We start from the raw sequence: 23,027 nt of genomic DNA, 5'->3' as shown, positions 1-23,027 counted from the left end.
CTTGTGTCCCCGCTGATCACACGTGATGCCCGTTGTGGAAAGGCCGTCACCGCGTGGGCGGTGACGGCCTTCCGGGTTCACGCCGCGCGGGCGAGGCGTTGCCGCTCCGCTTCCCGTGCCGCGGTGAGGGCGGCGTCGTAGTCCGGGTGCTGCTCGATCGCCGGGACGTACTCGGCGTGGACCAGCGTGCCCGTCGCGTCCACCACGAAAACCGCACGGGCCAGCAGGCGGAACTCCTTGATGAGCACGCCGTACGCCCGGCCGAACGAGACGTCGCGGTGGTCGGACAGCACGCGGACCCCGCCACGCCCGTCCGCTCCGGTCAAGCCGGCCGCGGCGCACCAGCGCGCCTGGGCGAACGGCAGGTCGACCGACACCGTCAGTACCGTGGCTTCGCCCAGTTCGGCGACGGCTTCGTCGAAACGGCGCGTCTGGAGGTCGCAGACCGGCGTCTCGAGAGACGGCACGACCGAGATCACCCGCGTCCCGGTCAGGTCGGCGAACCGCACCGGCGACATGTCACCGGCCAGCACCGTGCAATCCGGTGCCCGGTCGCCCGCGGCGAGCTCCGGGCCGACGAGGGTCACCGGGTGCCCGCGGAAGGTCGTGGCTGCCTTGCGTTCGGTCGTCATCTCGCCCCCGCTCAGCCCTGGACCGGGCTGGTCTGCTGGGAAACGAGCCGCCACTCTTCGCCTTCCCGCACGGTGACCCAGGTGCCGCGCACGGTCTGCTGCGCGGGCACGGTCGTCTCGGCGCCGTGCAGGACACCGCCGTCGGTGATCACGACGGCCACGCCCGGCTCGACGAGCTTGATCTCGATCGGGTCGGAGATGATCCGCGTGCCGGCGAGGACACCGCCGGCGGCGAACGCCTCGGTGAAGAAGGCGCGGATCGCCTCGCGTCCGTTGATCTGCTCGTCGTCGACGAGAATACTGCCGTTTTCGGTGAAGACGTCGGCGAACGCGTCCGCGTCGTTGGCGTCCCACGCGGCCCGGGCGCGCAGCGGTGCGGCCAGGGCCGCGCTCTCCGCGCCCTGGGTGAACTTGCCGTAGTACGTGGCCCACTGCTTGGCCCCCGCTACGAGGGACGATGCCTTCTGGGACATCCGGCTCTCCTTGGCTGACTTTCCGGGGATGGTTCTCCGGTGCCGCGACGGCGGCCCGCTGTCCGCACCAGGATCACCCGGCGCGCCGATCCGCCGCGTCTCCTCGAATGCGCCCGCCCCGGTCCCGAAAACCGCACCCGCGGCAACCGAGAAGACGTTCGCGGGCCGCCGGGCTTGCGACCATTTCGGCGTATGCGCTGATCGTGTTTCCCATGCGTGGTCGGCCGACCGAGCGAAGGAGTCGCACAGTGTCCGCACCCACTTCCGCCCAGGACCAGGCCAGGCTGGACGCCTATTACGGACCGTTCACCTCGGACAAGGAGAAGGAGGCTCTCAGCGTGCCTCTGCGGCTGGTCGCCGCCTGGTCGAAGAACGACGGCTACGGCGTCGCCAAGTGCTTCACCGAAGACGGCACCCTGATCCTGCCCGGCGACGTGCTGAAGAAGGGCCGTGACGAGATCGGCTCGTTCATGACCGCCGCCTACGCCGGGCCGTTCAAGGGCACCGGCGTCACCGGACGGCCGGTCGACGTCCGGTTCGTCTCCGACACCGTGGCCCTGCTGCGCACCCACGGCGGCATCCTCGCGCCGGGCGAGACCGAGATCGACGACGAGCTCGCCGTCCGCTCGACGTGGGTCGTCGTGAAGCGGGACAACGAGTGGCAGCTGGCCGTCTACCAGAACAGCCCCCGTGGCGCCGGCGCGACCCTGCGCTGGTGACAGGACAGGAGATCATCGTGTCGGACAATGCTTGGGGCGACGCCCCGGCGATCCTCGCGGCGCACGGCGTCGAGGAGGACACGTCGTTCTACCGGAACTTCACCGGTGCGGACGAGAAGGCCGTTTTGTCCGTGCCGCAGCGCATCCAGGACGCTTGGGCGCGCAACGACGCCGACGTCTTCGCCGACGTCTTCACGGAGAACGGCAGCCTGCTGCTGCAGGACAACCAGCTCGTCAGCCGGGAGGAGATCCGCGGCTACCTGCGGGCGTCCTTCCACGGCGCCCTGAAGGGCGCGCGCGTGCACGGCTGGCCGCTGGACGTCAGGTTCCTCGCCCCGGACGTCGCGATCGCGGTCACCGAGGGCGGGATCATCCGGCCGGGCGAGTCGGAAATCGCCCCGGAGAACCAGATCCGGGCGGTGTGGGTGATCACCCGCACCGAGGACGGCCCGCGCCTGGTCTCGCACCAGAGCAGCCCGGTCAAGGGCTGACCGGCGTGGAAGAGCCCGCAGGCCGGCGGGCTCTTCCACGCGTGCGGACCTCAGTCGTCGAGGAACCGGGCCAAGCCGGCGTAGCCGGTCTCGGCCAGCCGCTCGCCGGACGTCGTCGCGTACGCCGCGTCCGCTTCGATCCCGAGGCCCTCGACCATCCGGTTCATGAAGTTGAACAGGGCGCACACGAGCACGGCGTCGTGCAGCGCCTGCTCGTCCCAGCCCGCCGCGAACACGGCTTCGGCGTCGGCTTCGGTCATCCGGGACGGCGTGCGGGTCAGTTTGCCGGCGTAGGCCAGCACCGGCTTCAGCTTTTCCGGCACCGGTGCGCTGCCGAGGTCCGCGACCGCGGCCGCGAGGACACCGGCGGGCACGCCGAAGGTCTCCGCCGTCACCGTGTGGATGCCGTGGCAGTAGCCGCAGCTGTTCACCCCCGAGACGTAGGCGGCGATCATCTCGCGTTCGGCCACGGTGAACGGCGAGTCGCCGCGCAGCAGCGTCTCGTGGAACGCGAGCAGGTGCCGCGCCGGTTCGGGGTGCGCCCGGAACACCTGCAGCAGGGTCGTCTCAGCCGGCAGGGATTTGAGGTACGACATCGCGGAGGTCCTCTCGGTCGGTGAGCCGGTCGATTTCTTCGCGGCGGATCCAGCACGCGGCCAGGTAGGCGCGTGCGGCCGGACCCGCGTCCGGCACGGCGACGGCGACCCGGGCGGCCGTGTCCCGCCATTCGCGACGCAAGCCCCCGCTCGCCGCCTTCGCGGGCACTGCCGCGACGGCCGGCCGCAGGAGCCGCCACCGGCGGGCTCCGCCGTCGACCAGTTCGGCGTGGCCGGTCGTGAACCCGCCGTGACGGGCGCGGTCGACGATCTGGGCGACGAGCCCCGGATCGTCGGCCAGACCGGCGAAACCGAGCCCGGCGAGCAGCCGGTCCGGGTCCAGCCCGAGCAGGATCACCCCGGCTTCCTCCGCCGCGGTCACCTCGAGATCGGGCAGGTCGAACCGGGAGTCAGACACCGGCCCCCACCTCGCTCCGGGGCAGTGCGTCCACGAAGACGCCGTCACGGCGCAGGCCGCGGGCGACGGCGTCGGCGACCCTGGCCGTGGCGACCCGGTGGCCGTCGATGTTGCGGGCTGCCGGCCCGAGCACCATCCCGGCCGCCGCGCCGACGACGGACACGCGCGGCGCCCTGGCGTAGGCGAGCGTACGCCCGTCGAGGTCCGGCCAGCCGTCCCGCGCACCGACGGCGGACGCCGGCAGCAGGCCGAGCCCGATCTCCGGTTTCGTGCCCAGCGCGAGCACGGCGTCGTCCCCGGCGACCAGCCGCCCATTCGCGAGCCGCAGTTCCACCGTCCCGCCGCGGCCAGCCGCGACCCGCGTGACCTCCTCGCCGCGGTGGACGACCAGCCGGCCCTCGGCCTCGGCCCGTGCGAGCGCCGGGCGGAACTCGAACATGATCGAGGCGCGGCGGTAGCGGGCGAACAGTTCCAGGCGGTCCGCCCAGGGCACGCCGCCGATCCGGGCCCGCCCCTCGGGACGGAAGAACTTCGCGTTGACGTCGGCGCACTGGTAGTGCTCGGTGGCCGCGCGGACCACCCAGTGCACCTCGCGCCCGGCCTCGAGCGCTCCGCTGACGAGGTGGGCGGCGGTGAGCCCGGCGCCCACGACCACCTGGCGGCCCGCGCCCGGCGTGGCCGGCTCGTCCCAGTACGTCACGCCGGACGGGACGGGCCCGTCCCCCCACCACGACGACGGCGCCGCCACGCGCTCCTCACCGGGGCACAGCACGACGTGCCGGGCGGTCACCGGTCCGCGGTCGGTCCGCACGACGACCTCGCCGTCGGCGGGGAGCACCTCGCGGACGACCGCTCGCCAGGTCTTCTCCGCGACCTCGTGCGTGGCGACGAGGTGCTCGCAGTAGGCCTCGAAGACGTCCACCGGCACGACCGAGCGGTGGCCCGCCTGCGCCATGCGCACTTCGCGGCGCTCCACCGGCGTGAGCCGCCCCCAGTGCAGCCGGGCGAAGTCCAGCAGCTCGCAGTCGCGGAAGCCCTCGACGCCGGGATGGTGCTCGTACGGCGAGCGCAGCACGCGCTGGCCGAGCCGGTCGGTCCGGGCGAAGAACCGTCCGCACGCGCGGCCGCCGCGGTCCAGGACCACGATGTCGCGCACCCCGTGGTGCCACAGTGCCGAGGTGACCGCGAGGCCCGCCGGGCCGGCCCCCACCACGACGACGTCGGCGCTTGGCGGCGGCTCGTCCCGCCCTGCCGGGAGCCCTGTGGGGAGCCCGGCCGGCGGCCGCGGCCAGTCCCGGCCGCGCGGCGAACCGAGCAGGTGCGGTCCGGGGACGAACGAGGTGCCGGTCACCGGCCCCGGCGTGCCGGTCATCCGATCACGGTGACCGGGACGACCACTTCCACCATCGGCCGCCGGGCCATCCCGTTCGCCACCAGCTCTTCGAGCGTCTGCTCGGACTTCTCCAGGCTGTCGGTGGCGATGGGGCTGTAGCGTGAGTAGGAGTAGGCCGGCTTCCGGCCGGTGGTCTCCATCTCGTACACCTTGAGGACCGCTTCGCCCGGCCGCACCTCACCGCCGTAGAACGTCAGGCGGCGCTGGTCGGGGGTCATGAACGACTTCGAGAACTGCCGCGACATCACGAGCGATTCGGGATCGTTCACGAAGGTCGACTCCTCGTCCATGACCACCTGCATCGCGACCCACGTCTGCTCGGTCAGGTTCGTTTCGGACTTGATGACCTGCCAGCGCCCGGGTTCCGGCAGGTTCACCGTCACCGAGACGTCGTGGTCGGTCGTGTCGATCGCGCCGGAAATCATCAGTACCCGCCGCCGGAGATCGGCGACTCCCGCCATCTGGATGTCCTTCGCGCGCACGCGGCCGGAGACGTCCAGCCCGGCGAAATCCGGTGAAGACATGGTGCGTGGCCTCCTAGTTCCCCCGAGAACCCCCATTTGCCCACCCAGTACGGCCCGAGGATTCCAGAGCGGCCGGGGCACCGCAAGATGACGAATACATGATCACGACGGGTGTCCGGTCCGTGCGGCCGGGCCGCCGGTGCGGCATCCGGGCGGTGCGGACCCCCGCTCAAAGATCTTCGGAGTCGACGTCGACTTCGGCCGGCCTCGCCGGAGCGTCCGGAAGCGGCGTCTCGTCGTCGAGCACGCCGATGTCGCAGATCTCGAAGGACTCGCCGCGGTGGATGCACACCTTGATCATCAGGTCGGCCTTCACCAGAATGGCGAAGTTGTGGATCTGCTGGGGGTCGCCGAACACGTCGTAAATGAGGAAAGCCGAACCGTCGCCGATCGCGAAAAGCGCTTCGTAGACGATGTTCCGTTCGGCCTGGCTCGCGGCGGCCGACCATTCTTCGAGCACCTCGAGTCCCGCGCTGAGCTGGAGGCGCATAGCCATCCGCTGGCCTCCCAACGAGCGCACGCCGATGTCTGGAGCGGGCCCGGGCGTGCGCGTGACGGCCCGCCGATGGACGGCCGGAGGCTCCTCGTCCTCCCGGAGCGGTATCACTTCAAGTCTGGGGGCGGGCGCGACCCGCGGTCATCTTCGAAACTGCCATCGCCGCCGCGGGAGTCCGCAGCGCACGAGACGCGGAGCCGCCGGGCGGTGCGGTGAGCTGGAGAGGTGTGACGAACCCACGGACGACCCCACCGAGGTGCCCGATGAGCGAACACCTTGACTCCCGGCGGATCCGCTCCGGACGCCGGTGGCCGCCCCGGCGTGCTCGCGCGAGCAGGCCCCTGAGCGCGGCCGAGCGCCAGCGGACGTGCGCCGCCTGCGGCGGAGAGTTCGGCGCCGGTGAGCGGACGGACATCGAGGCCCTGCTGGACGGTGTCGTCCGTTACGTCGCCGTGCACGCGGGGCACAGCACGTTCCCGCCGCGCCCGTCCGATGCGGGCATGCGGAAGAACGCGGCCTGACGCGCACTCGCCCGGTGAGCGCGAAATCCCGTTCCCCATCAGCCCGCCCGTCGCTGCTCGGCCGCCAGGCGGGCGGCGATGTCGGCGCGCAGTGCCTTCTTGTCGACCTTGCCGACCGCGGTGAACGGCAGCGCGTCGACGTGGACGAGCCGCTCCGGCAGCTTGAACGTCGCGGCTCCCGCCTCGCGCATGGCCGCGCGCAGCCGCGGCAGCTCGAGCCGCGTTCCCGTGACGTACAGGCAGATCCGTTCACCGAGCTCCGCGTCCGGCATCGCCACCGCGGCCGCCTCCCGGGCACCGGCCGCGCGGCCGAAGGTTTCGATCTCCTCGGCGGAGATCTTTTCCCCGCCGCGGTTGATCACGTCCTTTTCGCGGCCCTCGACCACGAGGTTGCCGTCCGGGCGCAGCCGGACGACGTCCCCGGTGTTGTACCAGCCGTCGACGAAGGCCTGCGCGTTCTTCTCCGGTGCGCGGTAGTAGCCGCGCGGCGTGTAAGGACCGCGCGTCAGCAGGATTCCCGGTTCGCCGTCCGGGACCGGCCGGCCCCGGTCGTCGACCAGCCGCAGCTCGTCGGCGGGGGAGATGGGCCTGCCCTGCGTGCGGCAGACGACTTCGGCGGGGTCGTCCGGGCGGGTGAGGCAGAACAGGCCTTCGCCCATGCCGTACCCGTTCTGCAGGACGCCGCCGAGCACGGGCGTGACCCGCGCGGCGACGTCTTCGGGCAGCTTCGAGCCCGCGACCTGGATCAGGCGCAGCGAGCCGAGGTCGTGGCGGCGGTCGGCCGCACGGTGGTCGAGCCAGCGCTGGACGACCGCCGGGACGAGCGAGGTCATGGTCACGCGCTCGGCGTCGATGAGGGCGAACGCGCCCTCCGGCGCGGGCGAGCCGGCCAGCACCACCCGGCCACCGGCCAGCACCGTGCCGAGCGCCGCGGTCATCGGGAAGCCGTGGCCCAGCGGCAGCACCGCGAGGTAGGTGCTGTCCGGGCCGAGGCCGCAGATCTCGGCCGCCCGCCGCACCATGTACGCGAAGTCGTTGTGGGTGCGGGCGATCAGCTTCGGGGCGCCGGTGGTTCCGCCGGACAGCAGGAACAGCGCGACCGCCGTGCCGTCCGGTTCGGGCACCGGCGGCAGCGGCCCGGTGGCCGGCCGGCAGAGCGCCCGCAGGTCCAGGCTGCCCGCGGCGAGCTCGTCGGCGGTGACGAGCACGTGTTCGACGGTCGCCGACCCGGCGGCGACTTCGTGCGCCAGCGCCTCGTGGTCGAAGCCGCGGACCGTGCCCGCGGTGACGATCGCCCGCGCTTCGGCGTGCCCGGCGACGGCCGCGAGCTCCTGCTTCCGGTGTCCCTGCAGGGCCAGGACGGGAACGATCCCGAGGCGCAGGCAGGCCATCGTCACGACCAGGAACTCCCACCGGTTCGGCAGCTGGAGCACGACGCGGTCGTCGGGGCGCAGGCCGAGCGCGTGCAGCCGGGCGGCGGCGCCGTCCGCGCGGCACAGCAGCTCGCGGTGGCTGAGCCGCAGGCCGCGGTCGACGAGGCAGGGCGCGTCCGAGCCGGCCACCTCGCCCAGCAGCGCGCCGAGGGACCGGCCCGCCCAGTAGCCCTCGGCGGTGTACCGGGTGGCGAACTCCGGCGGCCACGGCGTGGTGCCCGCGCTCGTCCTCTCCGGCATCCCGGACCTCCTCTGGTGGTGGTGTTCCGGTTCGGAGGGTAGGCAGCGGGCCCCGCCGCCGCGTCTCTTCGGATGCGCCGCCGCGGAATCCCGCACGGGGTATGCGATTTCCATCCCGCCGGGTGTGAAATGCACGATCCTTCCACTTCGCACCGACGACGGGCAACCGAAGAGATGCCCGCGGCCGCACCGGTTCCGAAGAATGGCATCCGTTGGCGCCGCCCGCCCACGGGTCATGCGCGGAATCGAGAAGACCAGCGGACGACCGGACGCCGGTGCCGCTGCCGAGTCGTGATTTGCAGAGGAGCCGGGACTTGAGCCAGGACGTGGAATTCACAGAATCAGTGGCCGTCGTCGGCATGAGCTGCCGCTTCGCCCCGGATCTCGACTCGTTGGACAAGTTCTGGGAGTTCCTGGTCGACGGGCGTGATTCGGTGCGCGAAATGCCGGACAAGCGCTGGCAGCCGTATGCCGCCGTGAGCCCGCAGGCCACGAACATCCTCCGGAACACCACCCGCAAGGGCGCGTTCCTCGACGACATCGAGGGCTTCGACGCCGATTTCTTCGGGATTTCCCCCAAGGAGGCCGATTTCCTGGACCCGCAGCAGCGCATCGTGCTGGAGCTGGCCTGGGAGGCGCTGGTCAACGCCGGCCTGCCGCCGCACCTGCTGCGGGGCACCGAGGCCGGTGTGTTCGTCGCCGCCAACTCGAACGACTACGGACGGCGGCTGCTGGAGGACGTGGGCCGCACCGGCGCGTACGCGGTCAACGGCACGACCTACTACGGCATCGCCAACCGCATCTCGTACTTCCTCGACCTGCGCGGGCCGAGCCTCGCCGTCGACACCGCGTGCGCGGGCTCGCTGACCGCGCTGCACCTGGCGTGCCAGAGCCTGCGCGTCGGGGAGACGCCGGTCGCGATCGTCGGTGGCGTCAACATCATGGCCAGCCCGACGCTGAACATCGCGCTCGAGGGCGCCGGTGCGCTCGCCCCGGACGGCAAGTCCAAGGCGTTCGCCGCCGACGCCGACGGCTACGGCCGCGGTGAAGGCGCCGGCGTGGTCGTGCTGAAGCTGCTGTCCGACGCGCGGCGCGACGGCGACGACGTGCTCGCGATCGTCGCCGGTGGTGGCGTGTTCCAAGACGGCAGGTCCGACGGCATGATGGCGCCGAACAGCGACGCGCAGGAGCACATGCTGCGCCAGGCCTACCTGCGCGCCGGGATTTCGCCGCGGTCGGTCGGCTACGTCGAGGCGCACGGCACCGGCACCCCGGTCGGCGACCGGGAAGAGGCCCGCGCCTTGGCCGCCGTCTTCGGGGCGGGCCGGGCGGACGAGCCGTGCCTGATCGGCTCGGTGAAGCCGAACATCGGGCACGTCGAGGCGGGCTCCGGGATCGCGGGCGTGATCAAGACGATTCTCGCGCTGCGCAACGAAGAGCTGCCGCCGAGCCTGCACACCGCGCCGAACCCCGACTTCGACTGGGCGAACTCCGGCCTGCGGCTGGTCGACGGCCGCCGGGCGTGGCCGCGTGGCGGGCAGCCGCGCGTCGCGGGCGTCTCCAGCTACGGCGTCGGCGGCTCGATCGCCCACGTGATCCTGCGCGAGGCCCCGGCCGCGGTGCCGGCGGCGCTGCGGGCGGCGGTGCCCGAGCCGGTGGCTTCGGTCTTCCCGCTGTCGGCGGCGTCGGAGGCGGGCGTCCGGGCCCTCGCCGGCAAGACCGCGGACTGGCTCGCCGCCAACCCCGACGTTTCCCTCGCTTCGGTCGGCACCACGCTCTCGCGGCGCCGTTCCCACCTCGCGCAGCGCGGCGCGGTCGTCGCCGGCTCGGTCACCGAGCTCACCGAGCGGCTCCGGAACCTGGCCGAAGGCACACCCGGCCCGGGCGTCGTCAGCGCCCGCGTCCCGTCCGACGCCGGCGGCAAGGCCGTTTGGGTGTTCTCCGGTCACGGTGCGCAGTGGTCCGGCATGGGCCGCAAGCTCCTCGCCGAGGAGCCCGTGTTCGCCGACGCCGTCGACTCGCTCGCCGACGTCTTCCGCACCGAGCTGGGCTGGACCCCGCGTGAGGCCATTGTGGACGGTGGGCCCTGGAGTGCCTCGCACGTCCAGGCGATGACCTTCGCCATCCAGATCGCGCTCGCCGCGGTGTGGCGCCGCCACGGTGCCACGCCGGGCGCGGTGATCGGCCACTCGGTCGGCGAGATCGCGGCCGCCGTCGTGGCAGGCGCCCTCGACGTCCGGGAAGCCGCCCGGTTCGCCTGCCGCCGCGCCGCGGCCCTCCAGCCGCTGGCCGGCCGGGGCGGCATGGCGCTGGTGAGCCTCGGCTTCGACGAAGCCTCGGCGCGGCTGACCGGGCGCGCCGACATCGAGGCCGCCATCTCGGCGAGCCCGGGCTCCACCGTGATCTCGGGCGACCGCGCGGCGGTCGAGCGGCTCGCCGAGCAGTGGAAGGCCGACGGCGTCGGCGTCTGGACCGTCGACACCGACATCGCGTTCCACAGCAGGCACGTCGACGACGTCACCGCCCGGGTGGCCGCGGCGGCCGCCGAGCTGCACCCGCGCTCCCCCGCGGTACCGCTGTACAGCACCGCGCTGGCCGACCCGCGGGCGGCCGACGAACGCGGGAGCGGCTACTGGGTGGCGAACCTGCGCCAGCCGGTCCGCTGCGCGCAGGCGGTCGGCGCGGCGATCGAGGACGGTCACCGGCTGTTCCTGGAGGTTTCTTCGCACCCGGTGGTGGCCCACTCCATCAAGGAGACGCTGGAGCACCACGGCGTCGAAGAGGCCACCGTCGCGTGCACCCTGCGCCGCGACCAGGACGAGGTCGCGACGCTGCTGGCGAACTTCGCCGAGCTGCACTGCCACGGCGCCGAGTTCGACTGGTCCGCCGAGCACCCCGACGCGCCGCAGCTCCCGCTGCCGCCCGCCGCGTGGCAGCACCGTCCTTATTGGATCTTCGGCGACGGCGCGGTGGGCGCGGGCGGCCTCGGTGCCGGCCACGACCCCCAGCGGCACAGCCTGCTGGGCGGCAAGACCACCGTCAGCGGTTCGCCCACCCGGGTGGTGTGGCAGACGCACCTGGACATGGACGTGCGGCCGTACCCGCTCAGCCACGAGGTCGTCGGGGTCGAGATCACCCCGGCCGCGTCGATCATCAACACCTTCGCGGAGGCGGCCTCGCGCGACGGGCAGTCCGCGGCGATCACCGACATCGTCCTGCGGACGCCGCTTTCGGTGGTGCCGCCGCGGATCGTGCAGATCGTGGAGTCGGAGAACACGCTGCGGCTGTCCACCCGGCTGGCCGAGGACGACGACGGCGGCGACGAGCACGAGTGGATCACCCACACCACCGCGGTCGTCGACCCGGGCGTGCGGCTCACCGACGGCCACGTCGACGTCGCCGGGCTCCGCGAGCGACTGCCGGAAGCATCGTGGGAGCAGGTCGACACGATGTTCCGCCGGATGGGTGTCGGCGGCTACGCGTTCCCGTGGGACCTCGAAGAGCTGCGCCGCGGCGACACCGACCAGCTCGCGGTGATGACCATCGAGCCGGACGCCGACCACGCGACCAGCTGGGCGCACGTCATCGACGGCGCGCTGACCATCAGCGCGGTCGTGGTCACGCCGGAGGACGCGCCGGTGCTGTGGATGTCGCGGGGCATCGAGAAGGTCGTCTTCGACGGCCCGCCGCCGGCGCGGATCCAGGTGCACAGCCGCCGGTCGCCGCGCTCGCCGATCGACACCACCGACGTCCAGGTGGCCGACGAGACCGGCCGGATCGTCTGCGAGGTCACCGGCCTGCGGTTCGCCGCGGTCGAGCACCTCGGCGCCACCGCGGCGGGCCCGCGGGACCTCGTCCACGAGATCACGTGGAAACCGCTCGAGGCCGACCCGGAATCGGCGGAGTTCGAGCAGGTCGTCCTGGTCGGCGACCCCACCCTGACGCCGGACCTGGCCGAGCAGATCGAGGCATTGGGCGTGCCGGTGGTGCGGATCTGCACCCCCAACACGCACACCCACGTCCCGCACGAGTGCGGCTGCACCGTGGACCTCGGCGAGCAGCTGCTCGCCAAGCCGAGCGCGATCGTGGTCGCGCCGTCGGTCATCCGCGAGGGCGAGGTGCTGGAGACGGCGACCGAGCGCGCGAGCTGGACGCTCATCCGGACCATCCAGCGCGTCGGGGAGATCGTCTCGATCGGCGGCGACCGCGTGGCGCCGCAGCGGATCTGGTCGCTCTCGCGGGGAGTGCGGAAGGCCGGCGGCGAGCAGTCGCTGGTGCACGGCCCGTTGTGGGGCATCTCGCGGATCACCGCGGGCGAGCACCCCGAGCTGTGGGGCGGTGCGATCGACGTCGACGAGGTGGACGGCCGCACCGGCGAGCGGATCCTGGAGCTCCTGCGCCACGCCGCGGGCGCCGAGGACGTCATCTCGCTCAGCGGGGACGCCACCGAGGTCGCCCGGCTGACCACGATCGAGCGGCCTGCCGACGGGCCCGGGCTCCAGTGCCGCGCCACCGGGACGTACCTCGTCACCGGCGGGCTCGGCGGGCTCGGCCTGGAGGTCGCGCACTGGCTCGCCGACCGCGGCGCCCGGCGGCTCCTGCTCGCCGGACGGCGCGGCCTCCCGCCGCGCGCGGAGTGGGACGCGGTCACCGATTCGCAGACGCGGGCGCAGATCGACGGCGTGCTGGCGCTGGAGGCCGCGGGGGTGACGGTGCGCGCGGTCGCGGTGGACATCACCGACGCGGCCGACGTCGCCCGCGAACTCGACCCGGCGACGCACGGCCTGCCGCCGATCCGCGGCGTCATCCACGCCGCCGGCGTGGTCAACGACGCCCTCGTGGACAAGGTCGACCAGGACGGGCTGCGCGAGGTGCTGGCCCCGAAGGCCCGCGGCGGGCTGGTGCTGCACCGGCAGTTCCCGCCGGGGACGCTGGACTTCTTCGTCCTGTTCTCCTCGTGCGGCCAGTTCGCCCGGCTCACCGGGCAGACGAGCTACGCGGCGGCGAACTCGTTCCTCGACACGCTGGCCGCACACCGGAACGCCGGTGGCCACACGGAAACCACGAGCATCGGGTGGACGTCGTGGCGCGGGGTCGGCATGTCCGGGGACATCGCGAGCACGATGTTCGAGGCCAACGCGCGCGGCCTGGAGGCGATCACGGCGTCGGAGGCGTTCCGCGCCTGGGCGTTCGCGGAGCGGTACGACGCCCCGTACCAGGCGATCCTGCGCGTGCTGCCGCTGCCTTCGCACACGGCGAGGGTCCCGATGTTCCGCGACCTGGCGGCGATCGACGGCGCGGCGGGCGAAGGGGACGCGGCGGCCGAAGTGGACTGGACGGCGCTGTCCGAGCCGGAGGCGCGCGAGCTGGTCACCGACGGCGTCCGCGAGCAGGTCGGCGCGGAGCTGAACCTGGCCCCGGCCGACGTCGACCTGCGGCGCCCGCTGGTCGAGCTGGGCGTGGACTCGGTGATGACGGTGGGCCTGCGGGTCCGCCTGAGCCGCCGCTTCGGCCTCGACTTCCCGCCGACTATCCTCTGGGCGAAGCCGACGGTCGCGGCGCTGGCCGGCCACATCACCGGCATCCTCCGCGGCGAGGCGGAGGCAGGGGAAGAGCAAGCGGAAGCCGCCTGATCGAACGAAGGCCGATGGCCCTGCTCCGTCCACAAGGGACGGATCAGGGCCATCGGCCTTTCGCGGCACCGCCCGCGGCGAAGCCGTGGCCGGGTTTCCCTGCCGCGTCACGAGAGTGCGGCGTGACCCCGGACATGACAGGACCCTCCGCACCCGGGGGGTCGTCGGGTACGGAGGGTCCGGTCCGCGGGACGTTACTCGCCGTCGAAGGTCACGGGGAGCGCGCCGAGGCCTCGCATGATGTTCGGCCCGCCGATCTCCCAGCGGAGCTCGCGCGGCGGGATCGCCAGGGCCAGGCGGGGGAAGCGGGTCAGCAGCGTGTCGAACGCGATGCGGCTCTCCGCCCTGGCCAGCGGGGCGCCGAGGCAGTAGTGCACGCCGAAGCCGAACGCCAGGTGCTGGTTCTCCGCGCGGGTGATGTCGAGCTCGTCGGCGTCCGCGAACTGCGTCAGGTCGCGGTCGGCGGACCCGAGGACCACGTTCACCGCGCTGCCCCGGGGGATCGTCACGGTGCCGAGATCGACGTCCTCGGTGGTGAACCGCCAGGGCACCCGCTCGATCGGCCCGTCGAAGCGCAGCAGCTCCTCGACCGCCTTCGGCAGCAGCTCACGGCGGGCGCGGAGCAGCTCCAGCTGGTCCGGGCGCAGCAGCAGCGCCAGCACGCCGTTGCCGATGTGGTTGACCGTGGTCTCGTGCCCGGCCACCAGCAGCAGCTTGATCATGCCGAGCAGCTCGCGCTCGGACAGCCGGTCCTCCTGCCAGGGCACCATGAGCGCACTCAGCAGGTCGGGCTGGGCGTCGTAGTCCAGCGCCGGATCGACGCCGGGACGGATCCGCTCGATCAGGGCGGTGAGGTAGCCGTTCATGAGCTGATTGCCGCGGCGCCTGCTCTCCACCCCCTCCGGAGTGGACGGTGAGGCGAGCAGCATCCGCGTCCAGGTGGCGAACTCGTGGCGGTCGGCCACCGGGATTCCCAGCAGCTCGCAGATCACCGTGATCGGCAGCGGGTGCGCGAACTCGGCCATCAGGTCGGCCGTGGGCTTGCCCGCCATCGCGTCCGCCAGCTCCGCGGTGATCTCCGCGATCCGGGGCTTGAGCCGCTCGACCCGCTTGTTCGTGAACGCCATGCTGACCAGGCGCCGCTGCCGCGTGTGGTCGGGCGGGTCGCTGTTGAGCATGTTGCGGCCGAACGGCCCCTCGTCCGACGCCCCGCCGGCGAGCAGCCTGGCCCATTCGGGAGCGTGCTGGGGGTCCTTCGCGAACCGGGGGTCACCGAGGGCCTGCCGCGCGTCGGTGTACCGCGTGATCAGCCAGATTTCGGAGCCCATCGGCCCCGGGACCCGGTGGGCCGGCGCTTCCTTCCGCAGCTCGGCGTACGACGGGTACGGATTCGCCTTGAACTCCGGACTCGACAGATCGGTGCCCGCCATCTTCAGCTCCTCGCTTCCTACGACGCTGTTTTCACCGTACTTCCGGGCATTTCGCGGCACGTCTCCTCGATTGAGGCTTACGGCGTGCGCAGGCTCGAAGACGCCCGGCGCCCCCGCGGCCGGGAATCCTGGGGTCACCCATCGCTGGGCTATGGACCGTGTGAGGAGCGACCCCATGTACGACTACGTGATCGTCGGTGCCGGCTCGGCGGGCTGCGTACTCGCCGCGCGGCTGAGCGAGGATCCCGACGTGTCGGTGTGCCTCGTCGAAGCGGGGCCCTCGGACACCTCGCCGAACATCCACGTCCCGGCCGCGTTCGGGAAGCTGTTCCGGACCAGGATGGACTGGGACTACGACACCCACGACGAGCCGCGGCTCGGGCGGCGGCGTGTCTACCTGCCCCGCGGCAACGTGGTCGGCGGCACGAGCTCGATCAACACCATGATCTACATCCGCGGCAACCAGGCCGACTACGACGGCTGGAACCAGCCCGGCTGGAGCTACCGCGAGCTGCTGCCCTACTTCCTGCGCTCGGAGGACAACGAGCGCGGGGCGTCGGAGTACCACGGGGCAGGCGGTCCGCTGTCGGTCTCCGACGGCCGGTCGCGCAACCCGATGTCCAAGGCCTTCGTCGCCGCGGCGGTCCAGGCGGGACACCCGTACAACGACGACTTCAACGGTGCCTCGCAGGACGGGTTCGGCGCCTTCCAGCTGACGCAGAAGGACGGCATGCGCGCGAGCGCGGCGACCGCGTTCCTGCATCCGGCGATGGACCGCCCGAACCTCACCGTCGAGGCGAACCTGCAGGTGCACCAAGTCGTCGTCGAAGACGGCCGGGCGCGCGGCGTGCGCGGTTTCCGGCTGGAGGAGGAGATCGTCCTGCGCGCCGAGCGCGAGGTGATCGTCTCCGGGGGCGCGTACAACTCGCCGCAGCTGCTGATGCTGTCGGGCATCGGCCCGGCCTGGCAGCTGGAGGCACTCGGCATCCCGGTCGTCGCCGACCTGCCGCAGGTCGGCCAGAACCTGCAGGACCACCTGCTGGTACCGCTGATCTACGCGCACGACGAGCCGATCAGCCTGCTGGTGGCGGGGGAGCCGCGGTACCAGGAGCAGTTCGCCGGCTCGCGCAGCGGCCCGCTGACGTCGAACGGCCCGGAGGCGGGCGGCTTCGCCCGCACGGAAGCCGGCCTGGCGGCGCCGAACGTCGAGTTCCTCGCGGCGCCGGTGATGTTCGCCGACAACGGGCTCGGCACGCCGACCGCGCACGCGTTGTCCTACGGGCCGTCCATGCTCGCCGCGCGCAGCCGGGGCAGCGTGCAGCTGGCGTCGGACGACCCGACGGCGAAACCGAAGATCATCCACAACTACCTTTCGGAACCGGAGGACCTGGCCGAAGCGGTCGAGGGGGTGCGGCTCGGCCTGGCGATCGCCCGCCAGACCGCGCTCGGCGCGTACACCGCGAACCCCTACCGGCCGCCCGCGTCGGACTCCGACGACGACCTGCGCGACTACATCCGCGACTTCGCGCACTCGATCTACCACCCGGCCGCCACCTGCGCGATGGGAGCGGTCGTGGACCCGGAACTGCGGGTGCACGGCGTGGCGGGCCTGCGCGTGGTGGACGCGTCGGTGATGCCGACGCTGGTGCGCGGCAACCCGAACGCGCCGACGATCGCGATCGCGGAGAAGGCGGCGGACCTGGTGCGCGGGCTGCCCCCGCTGGCCGGGTGAACTCCGCGCCGAACCGCTTTCCCCGCCTCCGCCGCGTGGCCGAGGCGGGGAAAGCCCGCCCGGGGCCAGCCATCCCGGCCCGCACCCTTGCCGCGCCGGGCAAGGGATTTTTCGATTCCGAAGGGACACCACCGTGACGCTCGAAACGCCACCCGCCACCCGGACGTGCCGCCTCTGCGGCGGAGCCGTGTCGGAGATCTTCGATTTCGGGCGCCAGCCCGTCTCGAACGCCTTCGTGAAGGCCGAAGAGGCCGACGGCGAGGCCTTCCACCACCTCGCCGTCGGCATCTGCTCCTCGTGCAGCATGGTGCAGCTGTCCGATGAGCTCCCGCGCGAAGCGATGTTCCACGACGACTACCCGTACCGCTCCTCCGAGTCCGCGCTGATGCGACGGCACTTCGAGGAGTTCGCCGGGAACCTGGTGCGCACCGAGCTCACCGGGCCGGACCCGTTCGTCGTGGAGATCGGCTGCAACGACGGGATCATGCTGAAGACCATCAGCGACCACGGGGTCCGGCACCTCGGGGTCGACCCGTCGCGCGGGGCGGCGGAGACGGCCGCGGCCAAGGGAATCGACGTGCGCGTCGACTTCTTCGAGGAGTCCGTCGCCCGCGAGATCCGCCAGGCGCACGGCCGGGCCGACGTGATCTTCTCGGCGAACACGTTCAGCCACATCTCCTACATCGACTCGATCTTCCGCGGTATCGACGAGCTGCTCGCCGAAGACGGGCTGTTCGTGTTCGAGGACCGCTACCTCGGCGACATCGTCGAGAAGAACTACTTCGACCAGATCTACGACGAGCACTTCTACCTGTTCTCGCTGCACTCGGTGCGGGCGATGGTCGAGCGCTTCGGGTTCGAGCTCGTCGACGCGCAGCGGCTGGCGGTGCACGGCGGGGCGGTCCGGTACTCGGTCGCCCGCCCGGTCGCCCGCAAACCGGGCACCGCCCTGGCCCGGTTGTTCGCGCACGAGCGCGACCTCGGCCTGACCGACCGCGTCAAGCTGGCCCGGTTCGGCGTCAACATCCGGCGCATCCGGCACGACCTCGTCGCGCTGCTCACCGAGCTGAAGGCGAAAGGCTTCCGCGTCGCCGGCTACGGCGCGACTTCGAAGAGCGCCACCGTCCTGAACTACTGCGGGATCGGGATGGACCTGGTGGAGTGCGTTTACGACTCGACGCCGGAGAAGCAGGGCCGGCTCACCCCCGGCTCGCACCTGCCGGTGGTCGCGCCGGAGCGGTTCGCCGCGGACTACCCGGACTACGTAGTGCTCTTCGCGTGGAACCACGCCGAAGAGATCCTCGCCAAGGAGCAGGCGTTCACCGCGCAGGGCGGCCGCTGGATCCTCTACGTGCCCGACGTGCACGTGCTGGGCAACGGCGGGCTCGCCGCCGCGGCCTGACCGCGTTGAAGGGCGCCTCCGGGAGACGAGATCCTCCGGAGGCGCCCTTCACCGCTTTCAGGCGGCGTTTCCCTGCCCGCGGCCGGCGAAGTCGTCGGCGGTGCGCCCGCCGGAGAAGCGCGTCCGGAAGTCGAGCACGCCGACCCACGCCGGGCGGACGGCGATCCGCCACATCTTCGTGCCGGGGTGGTCCACCTCGGCGATCCGGCCGGCGCCGAACTCCGGGCCACCGTACCGGTAGTTCGCGAGCTTGAACTCCTCGGCGACCCCGTCCACGAGGGTGAGCTCCGCCTTGCCGCGGATGAGCAGGATTTCCGGCGGGTGCGACGAGGTGTCGATGGTGATCGCCACGTCCGGCCGCTTCTGCAGGGCGGGGATCTTGCGGGCCTCGTGGAACGACGCGATCACGACCTCGCTGCCGTTCCAGTGGAACATGACCGGTAGCACGCGCGGCGTGCCGTCCAGTGCCACGTAGGCGAGGCGGGCCAGCTCCTTCGACACCAGCAGACGCTGTGCCACCTCGTGTTCGATCAGCCGGACATCACCTTGTGGTAGCGCGTTCACCTGGGGCTCCCGGGGGTATCGACGACATCGGTGTTCCGGCTCCAGCGTAGGAAGTGCGCCCCCGCGGCGACTACTCCGAGCATGCGGTATCGCCCTTGGCACCGTTGTCCGGCAACGATGTTCGGTTATCGTGTCGGCATGCGACCGGTTTTGCTGGTGCCCGGGGGAACCGGGCAGCTGGGCCGTGAACTCGTGGCGCTGGCACCGCCGGGCACGGGCGTCCGCGCGCCCGGGCACGCGGAACTGGACCTCACCGACGGCGGTGCGGTGGCCGCGGCGGTGGCCGGGTTCGCCGCCGACGCGCGCGCGGAAGGCCGTTGCCCCATCGTGGTCAACGCCGCCGCGTACACCGCGGTCGACGCCGCCGAAACCGACGCCGCGGCCGCATTCGCGGTCAACGCGCGCGGGCCCGCGCTGCTGGCCGCCGCCTGCGCCGCCCACGACGTGCCGCTGCTGCACGTCTCGACCGACGCCGTCTTCGCCGGTGACGCATCCCGGCCGTACGAAGTGGACGATCCGGCCGGCCCGGCTTCGGTGTACGGCCGGAGCAAACTCGCCGGCGAACGGGCCGTGCTGGAGTCGGCCGCGGCGGCGTGGGTGATCCGCACCTCCTGGGTGTACGGCGCCCACGGCGAGAACTTCGTGCGGGCGATGCTCAGGCTCGCGGCCGGGGACGCCGAACTGTCCGTTGTGGACGATCAGTGCGCCGCGCCGACGTGGAGCGCGGACCTGGCGGCGGGGCTGCTCGAGCTGGCCGCCCGGGTGGCGGGCGGGACGCCACCGCGCGGGGTGGTGCTGCACTGCACGGGTGGCGGCGGCACTTCCCGGTTCGCGCTCGCCCGTGCCGTTTTCGAAGAGCTGGGCGCCGACCCGCGCCGTGTCCGGCCGTGTACCACGGCGGAATTCCCCCGGCCCGCGCCGCGCCCGGCGTATTCCGTGCTGTCCCGGGCTTCCTGGCGCGCGGCCGGGCTGACCCCGCCACGGCACTGGCGCCGGGCGCTGTCCGCCGCCGTGCCCGCGATCGCGTCGGGTGAAGCCGCGGATCGACGGGCGATGGGCTCGAAACCGACGTCCGCCTCGCGCGGAAATCGCGGCCGGAGCGAGGCCGCGAACGCATATTCGAAGAAGACACTTCCCAGCCCTGCGGATAGCGTTTGATCAAACGGAAGGTGTGAATGCGATCTGCCGGTGCGCCGCGCCGGCGGGGAGGGCCGATCTGTGACAATTTCCGCGCGGAACCCGTCCGACGTCCGCACCGGCGGGGACGACACCGCCGCCCACCGCTCCGCCACCGCGGGGCCGGGGCGGCGCCGAGCGCGCCGGAGTCCTTGGCCGGGCGTGCTCACGTTCCTCGTCGTCGCGTGGCTGCTGGTCTTCGTGATCCCGGCCTACGCGACACTCGACCCAGCGCACGCGCGGATCGCCCTCACCCCGGGCAATCCCTTCCACTACCCGCTGCTGATCGTCCACGTGGTCAGCGGCACCGTGGCGATGCTCAGCGGGTGCGTGCAGATCTGGCCGCGGTTCCGGCGCCGGCACCCCCGGGCGCACCGCGTCTCGGGCCGGGTCTACCTGGCGGCCGTGGTCGTCGGCGCGCCCGCGCTCGCCGCGTTGATCTTCTTCCGCGCGGAGAACCTCGGCAAGGAGCCGACCACGGTCGTGGTCGGGTTCGCGGTGCTGACGCTGCTGTGGGCGGGCACCGCGGTCGCCGGCTACGCCGCCGCGCGGCAGCGCCGCTTCGCCGACCACCGCAAGTGGATGCTCTACAGCTTCGCGTTCACGCTGTCGATCATCTGGAGCCGGACGGCCTTCGTCGCGGCCCTCCCGTTCCCCCGCCTCGACCCGCGGTGGCTCACGGAGAACGTCGGGTGGTTCCCGTGGGTGCTGAACCTCCTGATCGTGCAGTGGTGGCTGAACCGCACCGCCCGGCGCCCGGTCGTGGTGCCGGCGGGAGCGGGTGACCCGGAGCCGGCCGTTCCGGCAAGCCAGGACCCCCGGTCCTGAACTCCGACAGGAGGAGACGACGCCATGAAGCGAAACGACGCGCCGGACACGCTGTCCCGAGGTGCCGAGGCCGCGTTCCCCGGCGGCAGCGCGGGCGAGGATTCCCGGGGGAAGCGGCTGCAGGAGCTGCTCGACGCCGAGCGGGACGCCGGCCTGATCGGCGCGTTCGCGCAGGTCCGCGACGGGGACCTGACGCGGTCACTGGTGACCGGGGTGGCGGACGTCACCACCGGCGAGCCTCCGCGGGCGGACTTCCGCCACCGCGTGGGTGGTGTCATCAAGAGCTTCGTCGCGGTGGTCGTGCTGCGGCTGGCCGGCGAAGGGCGGCTGGACCTCGACGCGCCCGTGGGGCGGTACCTCCCCGAGGTGGTGCCCGGCGACCGGGGGCGACGGATCACCGTGCGCATGCTGCTCAACCACACCAGCGGAATCGGCGACTACCTGGAGCGGTTCTACGCGACCACGGAGAAGATGGCCGAGGCCGGGACCCGCACCTTCACGCCCCTCGAGCTGGTCCGCATGGGCCTGGCCATGCCGCCGACCGGGCCCGCCGGTGACAACTGGTCGTACGCGAACACGAACTACATCATCCTGGGGCTGCTGATCGAGCGGATCACCGGCCGGCCCTACGGGGACGAGCTGCGCGAGCGCGTTCTCGGGCCGCTCGGCCTCACCGGGACCTCCCTGCCCGGCACCGACCCCGGCATCCGCGGGCCGCACCAGCGCGCCTACCTTCCGATGGCCGACGGGAGCGTACGCGACTGCACGAGCTACCACATGTCGGCGTTCTGGGCGGCGGGCGAACTGATCTCGACCGCGGCCGACGTCAACACGTTCTACCGCGCGCTGCTCCGCGGCGAAGTCCTGGAGCCGGGCCTCCTGCGCGAAATGAAGGACACGGTCCCGTTCAGCCCGAAGGCCCCGGACGCCGGCGGCTACGGCCTCGGCATCCTCTGGTTCGGTTCCCGGCGCGGGCGGATGTGGGGGCACAACGGCCTGGCGGCCGGCCACACGACCTACTGCTCGAACTCCGAGGACGCCACGACCCAGGTGACCTTGGCGGAGACCTACAACCTCTACGAACCGCTCGGCTCCCACTCCCACCCGATCACCACGGCCCGGCAGGCGTTCACCGATGAGGTGATGAGCGGCTCCGAAGACTGACCGGCCACCGGTTTCCCGGGCCGCCGGCAGCGGCCCGGGACTTCGGTGCACCCGCACCGGGGCGGCGTTCCGCCGCCCGGACCACCGCGACCCGCGGACAGCCGCGGCCCGACCGGCCGCGCGAACACGAGTTCAGCCTCGTCAGCGCGACGCTGCCGGGGAGCCCAGTGACGACAGGACGAACCATGGATCCGGTTACGAAGCGCAAGTACGAACAGAGCCCGCAGTGGGCGCAGATCAACGACTCCGTGTTCGCGGACGAGTCGGCCACGGACATGGCCCGGTTCAAGTCCGACGGGATCAACTACAAGTTCACGATGTGGGACCCGCGCATCAACGGCGTCCGCTACCTCAAGACGCTGATCTACAACCTGGCCTGCACCCTCTCCCCGGAGAACCTCGCGCGGCTGCGCCGGATCGCCAACCGCGAAGTGGGCGCGCCCGTCACCGTCACCTACGGGGGTGACGCGATCTGCATGGACTACCTGCTGGCGGTCCAGGAGCTCGAGTTCGTCAGCGGGCACGTCGAGCTCGACGGCGGCCGGGTGCTGGAGATCGGCGCCGGGTACGGCCGGACCTGCCACGCCTTCCTGGCCAACCACGACCTCGCCGAATACTGGATCATCGACCTGCCGAAGTCGCTGGAGATGTCCGAGAAGTACCTGCGCGAGGTCCTGGACGAGCACCAGTTCGCCAAGGTGCGCTTCGTCGCGGTCGACGACATCGACGACGTCACCTGGCCCGGGTGGTTCGACCTCTGCGTCAACATCAACTCGTTCGCGGAGATGACCGCGGAAACCGTGCGCAACTACCTCGCGCTGATCGACGGCCGGTGCCGGGCCTTCTACACCAAGAACCCGGTGGGCAAGTACCTCGACGTCACCCTCGACGGCCACGTCCAGGGCGCGGACACCGTCGCCCTTGCGCTCAGCACGGGCCCGCTGACGGACGTCATCGACATCCACGACAGCGACGCGGTGGCCGGGGAGCGCGCGAAGTTCCTCGAGGCCTACCGGCCCGCCGCCGGCTGGGTGTGCGCCGAGGACGGCTGGGCGAAGCCATGGAGCTTCTACTGGCAGGCCCTCTACCTGGCCCCCGGGGCCTGACGGCCCGACGCGAACACCGTCCGCCCCCACCGGAACGCCCGGAGCGTTCCCGTGGG

20 protein-coding genes are annotated in these 23,027 nt (G+C 72.3%); 10 read left to right on the top strand and 10 right to left on the bottom strand.

Annotated elements, in window-relative coordinates; genetic code table 11:
* Window positions 1-77: 77 nt before the first annotated feature.
* Window positions 78-632 (bottom strand): thiol peroxidase, encoded by a 555-nt coding sequence (gene tpx / locus CF165_RS46925; RefSeq protein ID WP_093954089.1) that lies wholly within the window; start codon window positions 630-632, stop codon window positions 78-80.
* A gap of 11 nt (window positions 633-643) precedes the next feature.
* Window positions 644-1,105, bottom strand: a complete 462-nt coding sequence (locus CF165_RS46920; protein WP_093954088.1) for an SgcJ/EcaC family oxidoreductase — start codon at window positions 1,103-1,105, stop codon at window positions 644-646.
* A gap of 248 nt (window positions 1,106-1,353) precedes the next feature.
* Between CF165_RS46920 and CF165_RS46915 the strand changes: the two genes are divergently transcribed.
* Together CF165_RS46915 and CF165_RS46910 are read left to right on the top strand one after the other, a co-directional pair.
* Complete coding sequence (locus CF165_RS46915; protein ID WP_240522158.1) at window positions 1,354-1,824, top strand: SgcJ/EcaC family oxidoreductase; 471 nt, start codon at window positions 1,354-1,356, stop codon at window positions 1,822-1,824.
* Window positions 1,821-2,315 (top strand): SgcJ/EcaC family oxidoreductase, encoded by a 495-nt coding sequence (locus CF165_RS46910; RefSeq protein ID WP_240522157.1) that lies wholly within the window; start codon window positions 1,821-1,823, stop codon window positions 2,313-2,315. The genes CF165_RS46915 and CF165_RS46910 overlap by 4 nt, the downstream gene beginning before the upstream one ends.
* Before the next feature lie 50 nt (window positions 2,316-2,365).
* Here the strand turns inward: CF165_RS46910 and CF165_RS46905 are convergent, their stop codons facing one another.
* From CF165_RS46905 to CF165_RS46885, 5 genes are all read right to left on the bottom strand, one after another.
* A complete protein-coding gene (locus CF165_RS46905; protein WP_093954085.1) occupies window positions 2,366-2,911 on the bottom strand; it encodes a carboxymuconolactone decarboxylase family protein in 546 nt (181 codons plus the stop codon).
* The gene (locus CF165_RS46900) at window positions 2,883-3,329 is read right to left on the bottom strand and encodes a DUF6187 family protein (RefSeq protein WP_093954084.1); all 447 of its coding nucleotides are present in this window, start codon (window positions 3,327-3,329) and stop codon (window positions 2,883-2,885) included. Before CF165_RS46900 ends, CF165_RS46905 begins: the two co-directional genes overlap by 29 nt.
* On the bottom strand, window positions 3,322-4,701 hold the full coding sequence (locus CF165_RS46895; protein ID WP_093954083.1) for an FAD/NAD(P)-binding protein: 1,380 nt from the start codon (window positions 4,699-4,701) through the stop codon (window positions 3,322-3,324). The genes CF165_RS46900 and CF165_RS46895 overlap by 8 nt, the downstream gene beginning before the upstream one ends.
* Window positions 4,698-5,183: a DUF6423 family protein gene (locus CF165_RS46890; protein ID WP_167441776.1), complete on the bottom strand. Its 486-nt coding sequence runs from the start codon at window positions 5,181-5,183 to the stop codon at window positions 4,698-4,700. The genes CF165_RS46895 and CF165_RS46890 overlap by 4 nt, the downstream gene beginning before the upstream one ends.
* Before the next feature lie 232 nt (window positions 5,184-5,415).
* A complete protein-coding gene (locus tag CF165_RS46885) occupies window positions 5,416-5,742 on the bottom strand; it encodes a DUF6235 family protein (protein WP_093954082.1) in 327 nt (108 codons plus the stop codon).
* 263 nt (window positions 5,743-6,005) lie between these two features.
* Here CF165_RS46885 and CF165_RS46880 point away from each other — a divergent pair, with 263 nt between their 5' ends.
* On the top strand, window positions 6,006-6,263 hold the full coding sequence (locus CF165_RS46880; RefSeq protein ID WP_240522155.1) for a hypothetical protein: 258 nt from the start codon (window positions 6,006-6,008) through the stop codon (window positions 6,261-6,263).
* Between the two features lie 38 nt (window positions 6,264-6,301).
* On the opposite strand, the gene CF165_RS46875 is transcribed toward CF165_RS46880, so the two are convergent.
* Window positions 6,302-7,936 (bottom strand): (2,3-dihydroxybenzoyl)adenylate synthase, encoded by a 1,635-nt coding sequence (locus CF165_RS46875; protein ID WP_093954081.1) that lies wholly within the window; start codon window positions 7,934-7,936, stop codon window positions 6,302-6,304.
* A gap of 314 nt (window positions 7,937-8,250) precedes the next feature.
* On the opposite strand from CF165_RS46875, the gene CF165_RS46870 reads away from it, so the two are divergent.
* On the top strand, window positions 8,251-13,569 hold the full coding sequence (locus CF165_RS46870; protein WP_093954080.1) for a type I polyketide synthase: 5,319 nt from the start codon (window positions 8,251-8,253) through the stop codon (window positions 13,567-13,569).
* 194 nt (window positions 13,570-13,763) lie between these two features.
* Here CF165_RS46870 and CF165_RS46865 read toward each other — a convergent pair whose 3' ends face one another.
* Complete coding sequence (locus CF165_RS46865; RefSeq protein WP_093954079.1) at window positions 13,764-14,999, bottom strand: cytochrome P450 family protein; 1,236 nt, start codon at window positions 14,997-14,999, stop codon at window positions 13,764-13,766.
* 175 nt (window positions 15,000-15,174) lie between these two features.
* Between CF165_RS46865 and CF165_RS46860 the strand changes: the two genes are divergently transcribed.
* Window positions 15,175-16,731: a GMC family oxidoreductase gene (locus CF165_RS46860; RefSeq protein ID WP_093954078.1), complete on the top strand. Its 1,557-nt coding sequence runs from the start codon at window positions 15,175-15,177 to the stop codon at window positions 16,729-16,731.
* Window positions 16,732-16,864: 133 nt separating this feature from the next.
* Window positions 16,865-18,133: a class I SAM-dependent methyltransferase gene (locus CF165_RS46855; protein WP_093954077.1), complete on the top strand. Its 1,269-nt coding sequence runs from the start codon at window positions 16,865-16,867 to the stop codon at window positions 18,131-18,133.
* Window positions 18,134-18,190: 57 nt separating this feature from the next.
* Here the strand turns inward: CF165_RS46855 and CF165_RS46850 are convergent, their stop codons facing one another.
* Complete coding sequence (locus CF165_RS46850; RefSeq protein ID WP_093954076.1) at window positions 18,191-18,697, bottom strand: pyridoxamine 5'-phosphate oxidase family protein; 507 nt, start codon at window positions 18,695-18,697, stop codon at window positions 18,191-18,193.
* Window positions 18,698-18,835: 138 nt separating this feature from the next.
* Between CF165_RS46850 and rfbD the strand changes: the two genes are divergently transcribed.
* The 4 genes from rfbD to CF165_RS46830 all read left to right on the top strand — a co-directional run bounded on the left by rfbD (window position 18,836) and on the right by CF165_RS46830 (window position 22,971).
* Entirely contained in the window at window positions 18,836-19,855 is a 1,020-nt protein-coding gene (gene rfbD, locus CF165_RS46845) for a dTDP-4-dehydrorhamnose reductase (RefSeq protein WP_093954075.1), read from the top strand.
* Window positions 19,856-19,915: 60 nt separating this feature from the next.
* On the top strand, window positions 19,916-20,701 hold the full coding sequence (locus tag CF165_RS46840) for a DUF2306 domain-containing protein (protein WP_143268873.1): 786 nt from the start codon (window positions 19,916-19,918) through the stop codon (window positions 20,699-20,701).
* 24 nt (window positions 20,702-20,725) lie between these two features.
* Window positions 20,726-21,865: a serine hydrolase domain-containing protein gene (locus CF165_RS46835; protein ID WP_093954073.1), complete on the top strand. Its 1,140-nt coding sequence runs from the start codon at window positions 20,726-20,728 to the stop codon at window positions 21,863-21,865.
* A gap of 185 nt (window positions 21,866-22,050) precedes the next feature.
* Window positions 22,051-22,971 (top strand): putative sugar O-methyltransferase, encoded by a 921-nt coding sequence (locus tag CF165_RS46830; protein ID WP_093954072.1) that lies wholly within the window; start codon window positions 22,051-22,053, stop codon window positions 22,969-22,971.
* Window positions 22,972-23,027 lie beyond the last annotated feature (56 nt).

It is taken from the genome of Amycolatopsis vastitatis, from assembly GCF_002234595.1.
In the GTDB taxonomy this organism is placed as follows: Bacteria; Actinomycetota; Actinomycetes; order Mycobacteriales; family Pseudonocardiaceae; genus Amycolatopsis; species Amycolatopsis vastitatis.
Note: the sequence above shows the minus strand (reverse complement) of the source record. Positions and strands in the feature narration are given on the sequence as shown.